The following is a 16,254-nucleotide window of genomic DNA, read 5'->3' as shown; positions in this document are numbered from 1 at the left end:
GGCCGGATTCAATCCGTGACCTCGTCAGGATCCAGGGTTTGGCGCCAGCGGTGTTCCTCGCGGTCGAACAGCCGCCGGGCATCCTTGGGGCCCCAACTGCCGGCGGGATAGGTCGGAATGTAGTCACGCTCCATGGCCCAGACGTCCAGCACCGGTTCCACGACCCGCCAGGCGGACTCGACTTCGTCGTAACGCAGAAAGAGGGAGCGGTCGCCCTCGATGACATCTAGCAGCAAGCCCTCGTAGGCATCGGTCGTTTGCGAGGGGTCGCCCCGGAATTGGGCGTCCAGACTGATCTGCTGGGTGAGCATCTCCAGCCCCGGCTGCTTGGCGGTGAGCTGCACCCGCAGGCATTCCTCGGGCTGAATGCCAAGCAGGATCCAGTTGGGATTCATGCATTCGACCGGGGTGCCCCGAAAGAGCTGCAGCGGCGGATGACGGAAACAGATCGACACCAGGGAGCGGGCTTCGGCCATGCGTTTGCCGGTGCGCAGGTAGAAGGGCACGCCGCGCCAGCGCCAGTTGTCCACGTAGAGCTTGAGGGCGGCGTAGGTCTCCGTGACGCTGCGGGGATCGACGCGGTCCTCCTGGACATAGGCCAGCACTGGTTTACCCGCGATTTCACCGGCGGCGTACTGGGCGCGAAAGGCCTGGGCGTGGACGGCGGACTTGACCAGGGGCCGCACCGACTTGAGCACCTTGACCTTTTCGTCGCGCAGGGCCTCGGCCTCCATGGACACCGGCGGCTCCATGGCCACTAGGGTGAGGAGCTGCAGCAGGTGGCTCTGGATCATGTCGCGCAGGGCGCCGGTGCCATCGTAGAAGCCCGCCCGGGAACCCACCCCCAGGGTCTCGGAGTGGGTGATCTGGACGTGATCGATATGATGGCGGTTCCACACCGGCTCCAACATGAGATTAGCGAAGCGGAACACCAGGACGTTCTGCACCGTCGCCTTGCCCAGGTAGTGGTCGATGCGGTAGATCTGGTACTCCTGGAGGTAGCGACCCAGGCGGCGCTGCAGGTCGGCGGCGCTGGAGAGGTCATGGCCAAAGGGTTTTTCGATGACGACCCGGCGCCAGCCGCGTTCCTCGCTCAGCAGGCCCGCCTCGCCCAGCTGGCTGATCACGCCGCCATACTGGTCCGGCCCGATCGACATGTAGCAGGCGACCTTGCTCGCGCCTACCTCGGCGAGCCGCTCCCCCAGCCGTTGGTAGAGCCCCGGGTCCTCGAGATCGCCGCGAAAGTATTCGACGCGCCGCGCAAACCGGGCGAACAGGGTCTCGTCAAGGCCACCCCGCGCCTTGGCGGCGATGGCCTCGCGCACCTGGGCCAGCCAGGCCTCGGCAGTGAGGGGCCGCCGGCCGGAGCAGATGATGCGCAGGCCCGGGCCCAGACGGTCGGCCTGATCGAGGTGGTATAGAGCGGGGAGCAGCTTGGTCGTCGCCAGGTTGCCGGTGGCCCCGAAGATCACATAGGCGCAGGCGTCACTCATCGATCCGGCGCTCCTCTTGATCGCCGGTCCAGTCGGTATGAAAGCGCTCGACGGCGGGGGCGTCCCGGCGGGCATAGGTGTGGGCACCGAAATAATCCCGTTGGGCCTGGAGGAGATTGGCCGGCAGGCGCGCACTGCGGTAGCCATCGAAGAAGCTCAGGGCGGCGGCGAAACCCGGCAAGGGGATGCCAAGCTGGACACCCAGGGTCACCGCCCGGCGCCAGCCGGCCTCGGCCCGGCGGATGGCGGCGGCGAAGAAGTCGTCGAACAGCAGGTTCTCCAGGTCGGGGGCACGGTCGTAGGCGCGCTTGATATCGCCGAGAAAGCGACTGCGGATGATGCAACCACCCCGCCAGAGGAGGGCAATGTCGCCATAGGCGAGCCGCCAGCCGAAGCGGTTGCTGGCCGCCCGCAGCAGCATGAAGCCCTGGGCGTAGGACACCAGCTTGGCGGCGTAGAGGGCATCGTGGACGAACTCGACCCAGGGCTGGGAGGGATCCAAATCCCCCGCCTGAGGTGCGGCCGGAAAGGCCTGAGCCGCGCGCTCGCGCTCGTCAGTTAGAGCCGAGAGGAAGCGGGCATTGACCGCCTCGCCAATGAGGGTGAGGGGGATACCCTGCTCCAGGGCATCCAGGGCGGTCCACTGGCCCGTGCCCTTCTGGCCCGCGCTGTCGAGGATGCGATCGACACGCGGTACGCCATCCGGGTCGCGGACGGCGAGGATGGCGGCGGTGATCTCGATGAGGTAGGACTCCAGCAGGCCCTGATTCCAGCGCGCGAACACCGCCGCGACCTGGTCGGTACTCAGACCCAGGCCCTGACGCAGCAGCTGATAGGCCTCGGCGATGAGTTGCATATCGCCGTACTCGATGCCGTTGTGCACCATCTTGACGTAATGTCCGGCACCGCCCTCGCCCACCCACTGGCAGCAGGGTTCGCCCTCCGCCACCGCCGCGATGGACTGGAAGATATCCCGCACCAGGGGCCAGGCCTCCGGATCGCCCCCTGGCATGAGGGAGGGCCCGTGGCGCGCCCCCTCCTCCCCGCCCGACACGCCCATACCGAGAAAGCGCAACCCAACCACGGCAAGCCGGGCGTAGCGGCGCGCCGTATCCGGGTAATGGGAATTGCCGCCATCGATGATGACGTCACCGGGCGCCAGCAGCGGCACCAACTGATCGATGACCGCATCGACCCCGGGGCCCGCGCGCACCATCAACATGACCAGCCGCGGCGAGCGCAGGGCCCCGACCAACTCCGCGAGGGAGTCGCAACCCAGGATACCGCGCCCGGCCCCCTCCCCCGTCAGGAACTCCTGGGTCCGCGCCCAGGTGCGGTTGTAAACGGCCACCTGATGGCCATGGTCGCTGAGGTTGATGACCAGATTGCGGCCCATGACCGCGAGACCAATCAGTCCTAGGTGGGCCTTGCCCATGGCTTACTCCGGTTGTTTCCGCTAGCTGGTTTCCTCAAAGACCCTTTGGAACAGCAGAGCAAACCAGGGTGTAAAGGATTGGGGGCATCTCCGCAGGCATTTGCCCACTCTTGGCAACGCCAACCAGCGCCAGGCGCTGACTTCATCGGGGTTCGGCTGCGGCTCTCCGGCATAGACACCCCGGAAGACGTGGAGGTATTCGTGCTCCACGAGACGGGAAACCGGATCAGTGGCCTTATAGGTGACTTGGGCAAATTGGTCAAGCGGCGTTATGAAGCCAAACTCCTCTTCCAGCCGCCGCGCCGCCGCATCCGCCGTCCGCTCGCCGGGGCGGGGATGCCCGCAGCAGCTATTGGACCAGAGCCGCGCGAAGTGATATTTGCCGTCCGCCCGGCGCTGGAGCAGCAATCGCTCCTCGGTATCGAAAATGAAAATGGAAAAGGCCCGGTGCAGCAGACCCTGCTGGTGCACCTCCAGCTTCCCCCCCGTGCCGCATTCCTGATCACGGCCATCCACCAGGATGATCCGCTCCTCGCGATCGGGTCCTGGAAAGGCCGGTAGGCCAACAGGCTCGGCGAAGGGTGGGGCCCCCGGACTCATGGCTGATGCTCGGTGACGGCCAAGGGAACCGGCGGCACCTCGCCGAAGGCCGCGATGGCACTGCGTAAAGCGGGATTTGCCTCCGCATGTTGCTCAATGGCGATACCCAACCGACAGGCATCCCAGGCCTGGCGGATGCTGGCGGCCCCGGCACCGGGCCCCAGGGGGTGTCCAAAGACGCCCCGGCCGGGCACGAAGCCAAAATCCACGGACCCGACCTTGCGATAAACCATGTCCAGGGTGCCGGCCCAATCACTACCCCCGGGCACCGGCAGAGAGCGCTTGATGGGTCCCATCTCGGCCAGGCAGGCAGCGACGTTGTCGACCACCTCCGCCTCGGGGGTCATCATGCGTGAGCCGAAGCCGGGCATGATGATGGCATCGCAACCCGCCAGCCGTTGCAGTTTGGTAATCACCCGCGAATGCACCCCGTAATGAGGCAGACGACTGAAGGCGGCGGTGAAAGGAAAATGGGCGATCAGGGGCACCCGGGCATGCCGTCTCAGCATACGCACCGCGCTCAGTCCCAGCGGCATGGCATTGACCAGCACGGCGTTGGCGCCATTGCCGACGGCGATATCGTGGAGATCGCACAACCGATCCACCTCGTCCGTGATATTGGCCAGGTAGATTTTGGACTGCCCCGTCTCTACCTCGGCCTGCCGCCGCGCGGCACCCAGCAGCGCGGAACGGCGCTCCAGGCTGCACCAGTCCATGTCCGCCAACATCTCGTCGTCCTTGGCCACATCCAGGCCGCCCACCCACCCCCGATAGCCGGCTTCGGCAAAGGCCTCCGGCGGCAGACCGATGTTCGGTTTGATCACGCCAAAGAAGATGGGTCGATCAAACACCCCCAAGCGCGCCCTGATCCCCTCGATACCAAATTGAGGCCCCTGAAACTGGGCGAGAAAGGAGTGGGGAAATTCAATATCCAGCAACTTCACGATCGGAATGCCCGGGGAGAAAAAGGTACCCTCGCCGCACACGGCACTCAGCAGGTTGGGAATCCGGGGCCCAAAATTGCCATGAGGGTGGGCAATCTTCAGACGGCAGGCGTGGATAGGGCCCTCCCCCACGCCAAGGATGGGAGGTAGCTCAGGCTCGGCAGCCGGGCCTCCACACTCAAATCGACGACTTTGGCCGCGAACCGGGCCCGCAAGTCTTCACAATGGCCGACACGCTGCCATTGGGCGGTGGACTGCTCGCTACAAAAATGGGCGGCCGCGGTACGCGGATCGCCGACACACTCGATGTAATAGTCAAGCCAGAGATAGCTTTCGGGGTCTAAATCGCGCGGATTGGCGAAAAAACCCTCGACATCGGCGGCGTTCAACCTTCAATCAACCCCAAGAATCTGGACGTGAAGGGATCGCGTCTCCCGAGGGCCATCAAGTTCGATGAAGAGAATCGACTGCCAGCCCCCTAACAAGAGCCTACCCTTGACGATCGGGATAGTCAGGGAGGGATTCAAAAAAAGGCCCGCCAAATGGGAATGGGCATTTAGCCTCCCATCGACGGGATTGACATCATGCCGGTAGCCAGCCCCAGGCGGGGCAACCCTGTCCAGATATTCAACCATGTCCTGTTGCAGCCCCGGCTCGAATTCATTGAGGCTGACAAAGGCCGTGGTGTGACTGGATATCAAGGTAAGCTGGCCGTTACTAACCCCACTCTCGGCAAGGAGTTGCTTGATCTGGGTAGTAATGTCCATGACTTGAATAGGTTCAGTCGTCCCTAACCGAACCTTTTTGAGTACGGATTTCATATACGGCGCGCATCCTTTCCTTGGGGCGGTCCGGGCCGAAATCGATCGACCCGAATCCGCCACGCTGACCGCGGGCGTTATTGTTATTGCCCTTTGGGAAGAGGCGCCATCTGCGCCGCCGCCGGAGCTGCAACAGGACCTTCCACCCAGTTGTATTTGGAAGTGCTGAGCAGAATGAAGTGAATCAAAATGGCCAGAGTAAACAGGAATGCGAACAACGCAATCAAGGTTCTACGCGGATCAAAGATCTGCCATATACGGTACATGCTTGGGACTCCTATACAAAGATCGGTATGGGTTTAGTGACTTTGGTTAAAGCCAGGGACGCCAAGCCCAGACCAGAATGTGGGCCACAACTGCAACTGCCGTGAACCCGAGGAAGCTTGAGACGAAGATTTTGTGGAACTCTTTCGCTTCTTCTTCCGTCAGTCCGGACAGACTGGTTTTTTTCTCTTCCGCCATTGGATTACCCTCCGGATTTAAAAAATAGCCAAATTGGCCGTTCCCGCGCTAACCCCGCGCGGCGAGGGTACTCTGACCTAGGTCAGGGTAATAGGTCGCCCGTAATGTACCCGGGCCATGAATTCCTTTTCCGTTTTGTGGCGTGGGCTGGATCAAGGATTCGAAACAACCAACGCCACCTAACTCCAACCAAGCTATTCCCTTATCTTGTGCTACAACTTGCTGACTGTTCGATGCCCACGAGACCCCGCTTTAGCCCTATGGACACGGCGGTTCAGGCATCGAGTTCATCCCCTTCACTTGGGCGCCGTTGGGGCCGGTGCTACCGCGGGTGCTGGTGGCGGGGAAATTACCGGTGCCGGGGGCGGCGGGACGGCCGAAGCCGGATGCCGCGCTGGCGCCGGCGCCACTGGCAGTGCCACTGCGGGAGCCGGAGCTACCGCCGCCGGTGCCGCCATGGGTTTCGGTGCCTGAACCGGAGCCGGTGCCGCCGCTGGTACGGGTTTAGGTACCATTACCGGAGCCGCTGCTGGCGCCGGAGCCACGACCGGAGCCGCCGCCCTTGGGGCAGGTTGTGGTGCCCCTACCCGTGCCGGTGCCTGTTGGGGAACGGCCACGGGTGCCGGTTTCGGCACGGCCACGGGCGCCACTAGGGGTGCGGGTTGCGGTGCAGCTACCGGCGCCGCTAGGGTGGCCGGTTGCGGTGCGGCTACCGGTGCCGGTGCCGGTGCTATTACGGGAGCCGCCTCCGCTTTCGGCGCATCCGCTACCTTGACATTCGCCGGCCCCGCCAATTCAGGGTAATCCTTCAACATGCTTGCGCCAAAGAGGGGCTTATAAGCGCCCTGATGACAGGTCGCACACCCCACCTTGAGGGGATCCCCCAGTATCCCTTTGCGATTGTCTGGCAAAACATCCTTCAATGGCAAAATATAGTCATTATTGATGTCACGCACATGACGAATCGCATACCAGGCCGTAGTCCGCTGCTGTGTACTCTGATCCCAGTCAAAGAAGGAACGGCTGTTATGGCAGAAGGTGCAATTGACTCCCAGGGAGTCGGAGGTATACATCATCAGACCATAGGTCCATTCCGCCTGCTTGATGGACTTGCGACTGGTTGGCTCCCCAGGGGGCAAGGCATCCTTCGGAATGACGTTTATATCATAGTCCTGCAACAGGAAGGGCGTCAGCGGATCATAAGGCAAGGAGGTGTAAGCCACCGTCGCCGATCCGATGTTCTGACCCGAAGCCATATTCATATCCGGATGTCCGGGACCGGGATCCGTGGTCCAGACATTTGCCGGAATAGGCTTGCCCCGATGGCAGGTGTAACAGGTGACCCCGGTCTCGGCGACATGCGTCTTCCATTTCGAATTGGTATCCAGGGTCATCTTGAGCATGTTCCTGGCGACGATCTTGGTGTACTTGTCATCCAGGGCACGATTTTCCGTGGAATGACAGTAATTACACCTTTCCGCCTCGGGCAGGTCGGCGGCTATCCACTTGGAGATGGCCAGCATGAGCCGGTTGAATTCAGTGATACTCAGATCGCCGAGAACCTGGACGTTTTGGTAAATCTCCGACGCCTTGGCGGGAATGACCGCGGCGGGCGGCTCCGGCTCGGGGGGGATGTTCTCCGCCACCTTGGCCGCCAGAAGGCGCGGATTGACCACCGCTTCCATGCCTAGGCCGTTATAACCCAGTTGCACTGTTTCCTGCGGTGGCCGCTCGCAACCAGCGAGACCGACCAAGGCGGCTCCGGCGACGGCAAGAGGCAGGGTCCTGCGAGAAAAATGAGCTCGGTTCATTGCGCACCTCCCGGCAGCAAGGCGGGATCCGGCAAGGCGTGCGGCACCAGCGGATAGGCTGGCGCGGTACCGTGCTTCACTCCCCAGAGATACCAGTTATCGACGACCGTTCCGGTCAAAAGGATACCGATTCCGCCCGTGATAACCGTCAGTACGGCGAACCACCAGGCCCAACGATGGATCGACTCCATGGTGGCATTGAAGCCCATGGTCCAGCGCCAGAAGAGGGCCGCTCTTTCCGAGGCGGTACCACGATCGACAACCTGGTCGATCTCGCGGTCGCCACCAAAGCGGCTCACCGCCAGAATCGTGGCCCCATGCATGGCGAAGAGCAGAGTGGAACCATAGAGGAAGGCAATGGACAGCATGTGGAAGGGATTATAAAAGAGGTTGCCATAGCGTATGGAGAAGGCTGCGGTCCAATCCAGATGCGGGAAGATACCAAATGGCACCGCCTCCGCCCAACTGCCCATCAGGACCGGGCGAATAAAGCCCAACACCAGATAGAGCCAGATCGCTGCGGCAAAGGCCCACGCCATGTGAGTACCGATCCCCAGGGCGATAGCGCGCCGATAGGTCCTGATCCACCAGAGAATGATGGAAGCCGTCAGGAAGAAGCCCGCCATCAGCCACCAACCACCATCATGTAACGGCGGGATGCTCAAACCATACTGAGGGGGTGGCGGCTCCAATGCCAGCCACGGCAGTTGGCGAATGAACTCGATGGGGCTCCAGTCAACCGAGGCCCACATATTGAGTCCAATTATTTCAAAGGCGATGAAGCCAAAGACCAGAGAGAAAACCCCCGTGGCGCCCAGATAAACAGGACCTATCTGAGCATCGCCAATCTTACCTGCCCAGTAATTGAAGAAGGGCCCACCCTGCCGTGCCCAATGTCCCCCAACCAGGGGCGGACCGGCATGTGCTGGGGCGCGAACTTGGATCTGCGTAAAAATATTTTGATATTCAGCCATGACAATAACCCCGTATTAAGCCCAGATCGGCAGATTGAGCCACCAGTTCCACCACTCGGGCCAGCCTCTCGTCCAGAATGGACCGCTGAGCACGATACAGATGGCGCTCCAGAAGGCGGCTGACAGGGCGAGGAAAAGACCCAGCCGATGGATGCCCAAAGCCCCGATCGAATAGCCCACTTCGTCCCGGAAGAAGGTATTCTCGTGCTCGGCGGTCTTAACCGGCTCACCTTCGCGTGGATTCGTGACCGAAAGGATCAGGGAGCCATGCATCGACAGGGCCAGGGTCGTCGTGAAGAAGAAGGTAATGGCGAGCATATGCGCCGGGTTGTAATGGAAATGCAGGAATTGATACCCAACATTGGATACCCAATCGAGATGGCTGATGATGCCATAAGGGAAGCCGTGGCCCCAGGCGCCTAACAGAACGGGGCGAATGACGACCAGGGTCACATAGGCAAATATCGCTACGCTGAAGGCAAAGGGTACGTGATAGCCCATGCCAAGTTTGCGACAAATCTCAACCTGACGCAGGGCCCAGGAGACGAAGGCGCCAATGGCGCAGATGGTAATGATTTGCCAGAGTCCTCCTTCCCTGAGCGGCGCCAACCCCAGACCATAGCTGAGATCCGGGGGTGTGATGTTGATCTGCCAGAGGTTCCAGGTCGGCCCCAGAGCCGCGCCCCAGATCATCAGTAGCGTGCCCAGCAGTGCGAAGAAGATCGCCGTGACTCCGAAGAAGCCGACATAAAAAGGCCCCACCCAGAAGTCAAAAAGATCTCCCCCGATCAGCGTTCCTCCGCGAACGCGGTATTTTCTTTCAAAACTTAACATGGCCATGGTTTAACCCTCTGATCGGGAGGCGCCAGACGAGCTGCCTCCTATTAACGGCCCGGACAACGAAATAGGCGTGGCGGCTGGTGACTGCCTCGCTCGCTACCCTCGCCGATGAAACTACTTGGCCGGCGGCGCCACGTAATGGACGGCGGTGGGGGCGCCCTTGGTTCCAACGCCTTCAAGCCAGTTGAACCGGTCCGTACTAAGCAGGAGGGTGTGTATCACCACGGCCAGGAAGATCAGGAAAGCGCCCAATCCCACCAGCACGAGGCGCGGATCGAAGATCAACCAGATCTGGTACATTCTGCTTGTGAGCGCATTTATCATTTGTTGCTCCCCATATTAATGAAAGTATTGATGGATTCAGCCGTTTTTCAGAACCAGGGGCGCCACATATAAACGAGGATGTGGGCTATCGCCGCTACCGCCGTAAACGCGAGGAAGCTGGACACGAATACGCCATGGAACTCCTTCGCCTCATTATCCGTCAGCCCGGAAAGACTCGTTTTTACTTCGCTCATAATGTTTTCTCCCGATCTCAGAATGACCATGCTGTCGTTGCCACGCTCAATCCGCGTGGCCAGGATCGCCACGACGCCATACGTCATGGCCCCGGGCCCCCTGACATAGCCAGGCGCTAGACCCAAATAGCCCCATCCCCCCTCACGGCAAGACGGAATAATTCCGCTACTCCCCGCGCCCCTTGCTCTAGGAAGTCCATCCCAGGGTATCGGAGGACATCGCCACCCGCTCCACCGTCACGCGTCGCTCACCCGCCGTCCTGGCCCCCCGCTCCACGGCCTCGCGCAACCGCTGGGCCGCCGAGATCCGAATCAGCATCGGCTGGCTTTGGACCAAATCGTCCAGCAGCGACTTGGCATCCGGGTCCCAGGGCAGCTCCTCGTGAAGCCTGGACGGGGTCGCATCCACCTTATCCAGTTCAGTTCCGAGGGGCAGGATGTGGAACAGGGCGTCGTACAGGGCGTTGCAGACTTCCTGCACCAGATAGGTTGCCCCACCGTAGCCCATGAAGGGCGTACCCGTGTGGCGCCGGATCAAGGTTCCCGGGAAGGAGGCGGGGATATAGGCGGTGCGCGCGCCTGCCTCCGCCAGATACATGCGCTCGTTGTAACTGCCGAACAGAATCAGGGGCGCCCGCTCCCGCGTCGCGATCCGCACCGCATCGTTATCGGTCTTTTCGCCCGGGCGGCGGGTAAAGGCGAAGGTACAGGGCAAGCCCATCTCATCACCCAGGAAGCGGCATAGCCCTCGCGCATAGGTCTCGCCCGCCACGACGGCAAAACTGGCCGTGGCGAAAAAGTCCTGGGTGACCGAACGCCACAGATCCCAGACCGGCCTGAGGGTCGTCTTTTTCTCGTGCTCGATGAAGGGTTCGGGGTCGAGTCCCAGCACCTCACCGAGGGCACGCAGGAAGCGGGTGGTGCCGTGGAGCCCCATGGGGGCCTGGAGATAGGGCCGATCCAGGGCCTCGCAGAGGGTGCGCCCGAATTCACGATAGAGACAGATGTTGGCCTCGGCATCCGCCAGACGCGGGATCTCGGACAGGTGCGTGCCCAGAGGGAAGGCCAGATTGATCTCGGCGCCGATGCCCTCGACCAGGCGGCGGATCTCGGCGACGTCCGACCAGCTATTGAAGCAACCGTAGCTGGGTCCGATCAGGTTCACGCGCGGCCGGCCGGCGCCCCGGGTTGGCCGCGCCCGCCTGGCACCGCGGCCAGCCTGGGCCCCAAACTCGTTCCAGAGCCAGGACATCGCCCGATCGGCGGTCTGCCACTGGTCCTCGTCGATGGTGCGCGGCAGGAAGCGCCTGATCTTCCCATCATCGGGCACCACGCCCCCGCCAATCATCTCGGCGATGGAGCCCGTGACCACCACCGCCGGCAGGGATTGATCCAGGCTGGCGTAGGCGCGATGCAGGGCCTGTTCGGTGCCGGTCTGGCCGAGTTCTTCCTCGCCGAGGCCGGTGACCACGATGGGCCGCTCCCGGGGTGGCAAGGCGTCCGTATAGTGCAGGACGGCCGTCACCGGGAGGTTTTCGCAACCGACGGGCCCGTCGATGATGACCTGTAGCCCGTCAATGGCACTGAAGACGTAGACGGCACCCCAGTAGCCTCCAGCCCGATCGAGATCGCGGATTAGCACGAGACCGCCCCTCCCGTCCGGCTTGACAGCGCGCCAGGGGATGCGGCGACGGCCGCCGCTACCGAGCTTCCCAACTCAGGCGCGAAGAAGTCACGCATCGCCGTGAAGCGCCCCTTGCTGGCCATGGCGGCATTGACGACCTGCGCCAGGGAGCCAGCCCCCGCAGGGCCCATGAGGGGCCGGGCCGAGATCAGATTCGTAAAGTAGAGGGCGGGGATGGTCCATTCCTTGGCCTGCTGGACGACGGGGGTCGTACCGATGGCCAGAGCCGGTTGAAACTCCGCGACCGCCGCCAGATCCTGCTCCAGGGTGGCGCGATAGCACACCGTCACACCCTTGGCCTCAAGCCAGTCGCAATCCGCTGCCGACCAGGGGGTACGACCGCAAGCGGTTCCCACATAGCGCAGGTCCGCCCCGCTCTCGACCAGCAGCCGCCCGACAATGAGTTCGGACCCCTCGTAGCCGGACAGGGTGATACGACCCTTGATCGGGCATTGCGCCAGGGCGCCGGAGATGGCCGGTAGCACCCGGTTTTTGGCGGCGTCAGCCTGGTCCCGCGCGATGCCGCAGGCTTGGGCGACGGCATCGATCCAAGCGGCGGTGCCCTCGCGCCCCACCGGGGCCGAGCCGATCACGGCGCGACCCGCAGCCTGCATCTCGGCGGCGACGTTGGTGTATTGGGGGTGAAGGACGGCGGCGGCGGCGCAATCCAGGGCGGCATAGAGTTCCCGCCACTCGCGAGTGGGCACCGTGGGACCCGCCGCCAGGCCCAGGGGCTCCAGCAACATGCCGATGCCGACCGGGTCGGCGGGGAACATCTCGCCCACCAGGGTCACCGTGGGCAGGGCGCCGCGGCCACCCCGAGGGGCCTGGACCGGTCCCATTTCCGCCTCGGCCCGGGCATAGGCGAGCATGGCGCCCGCCAACAGGTCCTTGGCCTCCGCATGGGTCGGCACCCCGAATCCGGGGACGTCCAGACCAATGATGCGCACGCCGCGAATTTGGCGTGGCAGCAGGCGCAAAGGCACCCCGGAGGCGGTGGGGACACAGAGATTGATGACCACGACCGCATCGTGGAGATCCGGATTGGCCAATTCAAAGACCGCCGCCTTGACATCCTCGAAGATCTGACCCGTGGCCAGGGACTCGGAATCAAAGGGCACGTAACCAACCGAACGGCGCGCGCCATAAAAGTGGCCCGTGAAGCTGAGCCCGTAGACACAGCAGGCCGAACCACAGAGCACCGTAGCCGTGCGGCGCATCCGCAACCCCACCCGCAGGGCGCCAAAGGCGGGGCACATGGTTTGGGGCTGACCATGGGGCCCCCGAGGCATCAGAGTATTCGCCTTGACCGCCGGAGTCCCGGTCGCGCGGCCCGGTTTCAGCCCAGGCAGCGCCGCCGACTCAAGCGGTCCGCTACCACCCGCAAGGGCTTCCGCGGTTCTGAAAACGGCCTTTGGTAGATGAGGCTGGGAGGTCATCTTGGTATGTCTCGGCGAGGCCCTTCAGGACTCGTCGTAGATGACCTCCAGAGAAGGCTTGGCGACGGCCACCTTGCCGCACATATCGCTGGGGGTCGCTGGCTCCATGACCACGCTGACCCCCGTATTCCGGCCGCTGAAGAGCGCCAGGAGTTCGTCCTGACCGAGAGGCCTGGGGTGGAGGGGGGGAGCCTCGGCCAGATTGTCCGCCAACTGCTCGAACAGGGGGGCCCAGGTATCGCCCGGACGCCCCACGATCTGGTAACTGGCGCTCAGGCGACGAATCTCGTCGTTGGCGGGGATGGTGGCCAGGACGGGAATACCCACGGCCTCGGCGAATTGCCGTGCCTCGCCCGTGCCGTCGTCCTTGTTGATGACCATGCCGGCGACACCGACATTGCCCCCCAGTCGGCGGAAGTACTCCACCGCCGAGCAGACATTGTTGGCCACATAGAGGGATTGCAAATCGTTGGAGCCAACGACGACGACCTTCTGGCACAGGTCGCGGGCAATCGGCAGGCCGAAGCCCCCGCAGACGACGTCGCCGAGAAAGTCGAGCAGGACGTAATCGAAGTCCCAGTCGTGGAAGCCGAGCCGCTCCAGGAGTTCAAAGCCATGGATGATGCCGCGCCCACCGCAACCGCGCCCAACATCGGGCCCGCCCAATTCCATTGCGAAGACCCCGTCCCGCTTGAAGCAGACGTCACCAATGTGTACCTGCTCGCCGGCCGCCTTCTTGCTGGCCGAGGTCGCCAGGATGGTCGGACAGGCGCGCCCACCGAACAGAAGGGTGGTGGTATCGCTCTTGGGGTCGCAGCCGAGGAGCAGAACCTTCCGGCCCTGCTGGGCCAGCATGTAGGAGAGGTTGGCCAGGGTGAAGCTCTTGCCAATGCCGCCCTTGCCGTAGATAGCGATGATCTGAGCACGCTTGCCCGTGCCACCCCCGCTGCTCAAGCCACCCGCCTCCGCGACGGAGAAGGGCTCGTCGGCCGCGGGCCGCGCGGTGATAGAGGCCAGGGGTACGCTCGCCGGGCTCATGCGAGACCCCTCCAGTCCAGGATCATCTTGAGGCAACTCGGGTCCGTGAAGGCGGTGCGGTAGGCCGCTTCCGCATCGGTCGCCTTCCGGCGGTGCGTGATCAGGCCGTCCAGGGACAGACGGCCAGCGTCGATCAGGGTCTTGACGGCCTCGAGATCGGGCTCCCGCCACTCCGCTGCGACCCGCAGGCGGGCCTCGCGCATGAAGGCGGGGGGAAAGCTGAAGGCGACCGGGGCACTGTAGAAACCGGCGAGTATGATTTCACCACCGGCCGCCAGCCGGGCGATCAGGCTGTCAAGGATATGGGCGTCGCCGCTGACATCATAGATGGCGCGATAGTCCTGGCGGGGGTCATCCTGGGGCGAGAGCACCTCATAACCCAAGGCGCCGCTGGTCCGCTCGGGATTCTTCTCCCAGACCATCGGGGGCTCGCCACCGTCCGCGATGGCAATCCGCGCCAAGAGGCGACCCAGAACCCCATGACCGACCACCAGATCGGGGCGCCGGGCCCCCGGGGTGGCCAAGGCATGGTAGGCGGTCGCGGCCAGGGCCATGAGGATCGCCTTCTCTTCCAGACGCTCATCCACCGCGACAACGCGCGATCCCGGCACCACCAAGTGCGCCGCGGCGCCCCCAAAGAGGCCCCGGACCTCGCCGAAGCAGCGCGCCCCAGGGACGAAGACGCGCTCACCCACCGGGATTCCGGACAGCTTCCCGGCCGAGGCCACTCTGCCGACGGATTCATAACCGGGGACCAGGGGGTAGCCCATACCCGGGAATTGCGGCATGAGGCCCGACCAAAGCAGGCGCTCGGTACCCGTGCTAATGCCGCTCCATTCGACGTCAACCACGACATCCTCCTCTCCCGGGGGAGAGAGATCGAGCCGCTTGAGCTGAAGTTGCTCGGGCTGATCAAGGACGACGGCCAAGGTATCGAAATTCACCAGTGATCTCGCTCGGGATAGAGATGGCGTTTCAGCCCAGGCGAAACGCGTTCATGTCAGTTTAACTTGACTACAATAAGTGTCAAGCGTGATTTACAACTTCAGACGGCCTCGGCGGTCATGAGGCGGGTCAGCATGGGTCGCCGCGTCGGCACCAGCCGTATCCGCGAGAAGCCAGCGCGGCCCAGCAGCCCCTCCAGTTCCGCCGGGGTACGCGGCCGTCCGCTCCCCATGGCCAGCAGGTAGAAGCCGAAATAGGCCTCACCAATGGGCTCGGCCCCAGGGGTTCCGGACATGGGCTCCGCCAGCATCAGGGTTCCCCCGAGGGGGAGAGCTTGGCGCGCGGCGGTCAGAATGCGCAGCACCGCATCGTCGTTATGGTCATGGATCACCCGGACCAGACTGACGATATCCGCCCCGCGGGGCAGGGGGTCATTCATCACATCCCCGCCATGGGCCTGGGCCCGATGGGCCAGCCCTTCCCGCGCGAAGCGGGCCTCGGCCCGAGCCGCCACGGGCGGCAGATCAAAGAGCATGAGGCGCAAATGTGGCCAGCGCGCCGCCACGGCGGAGGTAAAGGCGCCATCCCCGCCGCCGACGTCAAGGAGGCAGGCATGGCGCTTGAGGGGGTAGGCATCCAGGACATCGCCAGCGATCAGGGACTGGGAGCTGGCCATGAGGGTGGTGTAGTCCGCGACGCGCTCCTCCGTCAGACACGCGGGCTGATCGGCACCCGCATAGGACCAGTAGGCCCCGAGATCGGTACGACGCTGTTCGCCGCGCAACAGGGCGATCGGGTCCGCCAGATCCGCGTAGAGCATGGCATGGTGTTCGACCATGGCCGCGATGCCGGGGTTGCCCAGCAGGGCAGCCCCTTGGGGACCCAAGCCATAACGGCCCTCGGAGCGGGGGTCCACCAGACCCAGGGTCGCGGCGGCCTCCAGCAATCTTCTGGCGGCGGGCTCCGGCAGCCCCAGGCGGCTGGCCAGATCGGTCAGGGAGAGGGGGCACTGGGCCAGGAGGGGGAAGAGTTCCAGCCGCACACAGGCGAACAGGACCTGGGAATAGACGAAGCCGGCGGTGACATCGAATAGAGCCCGGGCCCGCCGTTGGGCGATGGGCCGCGTCAGGGGAAAATCCACCGCCCAGCGCTGAAAGGCGGGGCTGGCGAGCAGGCGATTACGCAGGTCGAGCCAGCGCTCACGCGGGCTGGTGAACCACCCAGGGGGCGTTAAATGACCTGTCACTATT

General features: G+C 63.6%; 15 protein-coding genes and 2 pseudogenes. All 17 read right to left on the bottom strand.

The annotated features are described in order from the left end of the window. Positions 1-8: 8 nt before the first annotated feature. The gene (locus IPN92_07920) at positions 9-1,493 is read right to left on the bottom strand and encodes a glucose-6-phosphate dehydrogenase (GenBank protein MBK8638210.1); all 1,485 of its coding nucleotides are present in this window, start codon (positions 1,491-1,493) and stop codon (positions 9-11) included. Beyond that, the gene (gnd, locus tag IPN92_07915; protein ID MBK8638209.1) at positions 1,486-2,928 is read right to left on the bottom strand and encodes a decarboxylating NADP(+)-dependent phosphogluconate dehydrogenase; all 1,443 of its coding nucleotides are present in this window, start codon (positions 2,926-2,928) and stop codon (positions 1,486-1,488) included. Before gnd ends, IPN92_07920 begins: the two co-directional genes overlap by 8 nt. 21 nt (positions 2,929-2,949) lie before the next feature. Beyond that, positions 2,950-3,528, bottom strand: coding sequence for an isopentenyl-diphosphate Delta-isomerase (idi, locus tag IPN92_07910; protein ID MBK8638208.1), 579 nt, complete (start codon positions 3,526-3,528; stop codon positions 2,950-2,952). Next, positions 3,525-4,861: pseudogene (locus tag IPN92_07905) on the bottom strand (ribulose 1,5-bisphosphate carboxylase). The gene idi and the pseudogene IPN92_07905 overlap by 4 nt, the downstream one beginning before the upstream one ends. Positions 4,862-4,864: 3 nt before the next feature. Beyond that, a complete protein-coding gene (locus IPN92_07900) occupies positions 4,865-5,293 on the bottom strand; it encodes a YjbQ family protein (protein MBK8638207.1) in 429 nt (142 codons plus the stop codon). A gap of 83 nt (positions 5,294-5,376) precedes the next feature. Next, positions 5,377-5,559 carry a light-harvesting protein gene (locus IPN92_07895; protein MBK8638206.1) on the bottom strand — a complete coding sequence of 61 codons (183 nt, stop codon included), beginning with the start codon at positions 5,557-5,559 and terminating at the stop codon, positions 5,377-5,379. Positions 5,560-5,605: 46 nt separating this feature from the next. Further along, complete coding sequence (locus IPN92_07890; GenBank protein MBK8638205.1) at positions 5,606-5,755, bottom strand: light-harvesting protein; 150 nt, start codon at positions 5,753-5,755, stop codon at positions 5,606-5,608. 740 nt (positions 5,756-6,495) lie between these two features. Beyond that, a pseudogene (locus tag IPN92_07885) lies at positions 6,496-7,566 on the bottom strand (photosynthetic reaction center cytochrome c subunit). After that, positions 7,563-8,540: a photosynthetic reaction center subunit M gene (locus IPN92_07880; protein ID MBK8638204.1), complete on the bottom strand. Its 978-nt coding sequence runs from the start codon at positions 8,538-8,540 to the stop codon at positions 7,563-7,565. Before IPN92_07880 ends, IPN92_07885 begins: the two are co-directional and overlap by 4 nt. A gap of 15 nt (positions 8,541-8,555) precedes the next feature. After that, a complete protein-coding gene (locus IPN92_07875; protein MBK8638203.1) occupies positions 8,556-9,380 on the bottom strand; it encodes a photosynthetic reaction center subunit L in 825 nt (274 codons plus the stop codon). Positions 9,381-9,494: 114 nt separating this feature from the next. Next, positions 9,495-9,680 (bottom strand): light-harvesting protein, encoded by a 186-nt coding sequence (locus tag IPN92_07870; protein MBK8638202.1) that lies wholly within the window; start codon positions 9,678-9,680, stop codon positions 9,495-9,497. 71 nt (positions 9,681-9,751) lie between these two features. Next, positions 9,752-9,898 (bottom strand): light-harvesting protein, encoded by a 147-nt coding sequence (locus IPN92_07865; GenBank protein ID MBK8638201.1) that lies wholly within the window; start codon positions 9,896-9,898, stop codon positions 9,752-9,754. A 187-nt stretch (positions 9,899-10,085) separates the two neighbouring features. Next, positions 10,086-11,540: a chlorophyllide a reductase subunit Z gene (bchZ, locus tag IPN92_07860; GenBank protein MBK8638200.1), complete on the bottom strand. Its 1,455-nt coding sequence runs from the start codon at positions 11,538-11,540 to the stop codon at positions 10,086-10,088. Beyond that, positions 11,534-13,021, bottom strand: coding sequence for a chlorophyllide a reductase subunit Y (gene bchY / locus IPN92_07855; GenBank protein ID MBK8638199.1), 1,488 nt, complete (start codon positions 13,019-13,021; stop codon positions 11,534-11,536). Before bchY ends, bchZ begins: the two co-directional genes overlap by 7 nt. A 24-nt stretch (positions 13,022-13,045) precedes the next feature. Beyond that, on the bottom strand, positions 13,046-14,059 hold the full coding sequence (locus IPN92_07850) for a chlorophyllide a reductase iron protein subunit X (protein ID MBK8638198.1): 1,014 nt from the start codon (positions 14,057-14,059) through the stop codon (positions 13,046-13,048). After that, the gene (gene bchC / locus IPN92_07845) at positions 14,056-15,003 is read right to left on the bottom strand and encodes a chlorophyll synthesis pathway protein BchC (protein MBK8638197.1); all 948 of its coding nucleotides are present in this window, start codon (positions 15,001-15,003) and stop codon (positions 14,056-14,058) included. Before bchC ends, IPN92_07850 begins: the two co-directional genes overlap by 4 nt. Positions 15,004-15,104: 101 nt before the next feature. After that, on the bottom strand, positions 15,105-16,250 hold the full coding sequence (locus tag IPN92_07840; protein ID MBK8638196.1) for a methyltransferase: 1,146 nt from the start codon (positions 16,248-16,250) through the stop codon (positions 15,105-15,107). Between the last annotated feature and the right edge of the window lie 4 nt (positions 16,251-16,254).

It is taken from the genome of Chromatiaceae bacterium (assembly GCA_016714645.1).
In the GTDB taxonomy this organism is placed as follows: Bacteria; Pseudomonadota; Gammaproteobacteria; order Chromatiales; family Chromatiaceae; genus M0108.
The sequence above is the reverse complement of the archived record's forward strand: the minus strand, read 5'-3'. Positions and strand labels throughout refer to the sequence as shown.

Coding starts and splice junctions, on each gene's coding strand:
- idi (MBK8638208.1), bottom strand. CDS start 3,528: ATGAGTCCGGGGGCCCCACCCTTCGCCGAGCCTGTTGGCCTACCGGCC.
- IPN92_07875 (MBK8638203.1), bottom strand. CDS start 9,380: ATGGCCATGTTAAGTTTTGAAAGAAAATACCGCGTTCGCGGAGGAACG.
- IPN92_07890 (MBK8638205.1), bottom strand. CDS start 5,755: ATGGCGGAAGAGAAAAAAACCAGTCTGTCCGGACTGACGGAAGAAGAA.
- IPN92_07865 (MBK8638201.1), bottom strand. CDS start 9,898: ATGAGCGAAGTAAAAACGAGTCTTTCCGGGCTGACGGATAATGAGGCG.
- IPN92_07870 (MBK8638202.1), bottom strand. CDS start 9,680: ATGTACCAGATCTGGTTGATCTTCGATCCGCGCCTCGTGCTGGTGGGA.
- IPN92_07880 (MBK8638204.1), bottom strand. CDS start 8,540: ATGGCTGAATATCAAAATATTTTTACGCAGATCCAAGTTCGCGCCCCA.
- gnd (MBK8638209.1), bottom strand. CDS start 2,928: ATGGGCAAGGCCCACCTAGGACTGATTGGTCTCGCGGTCATGGGCCGC.
- IPN92_07895 (MBK8638206.1), bottom strand. CDS start 5,559: ATGTACCGTATATGGCAGATCTTTGATCCGCGTAGAACCTTGATTGCG.
- IPN92_07920 (MBK8638210.1), bottom strand. CDS start 1,493: ATGAGTGACGCCTGCGCCTATGTGATCTTCGGGGCCACCGGCAACCTG.
- bchY (MBK8638199.1), bottom strand. CDS start 13,021: ATGACCTCCCAGCCTCATCTACCAAAGGCCGTTTTCAGAACCGCGGAA.
- IPN92_07850 (MBK8638198.1), bottom strand. CDS start 14,059: ATGAGCCCGGCGAGCGTACCCCTGGCCTCTATCACCGCGCGGCCCGCG.
- IPN92_07900 (MBK8638207.1), bottom strand. CDS start 5,293: ATGAAATCCGTACTCAAAAAGGTTCGGTTAGGGACGACTGAACCTATT.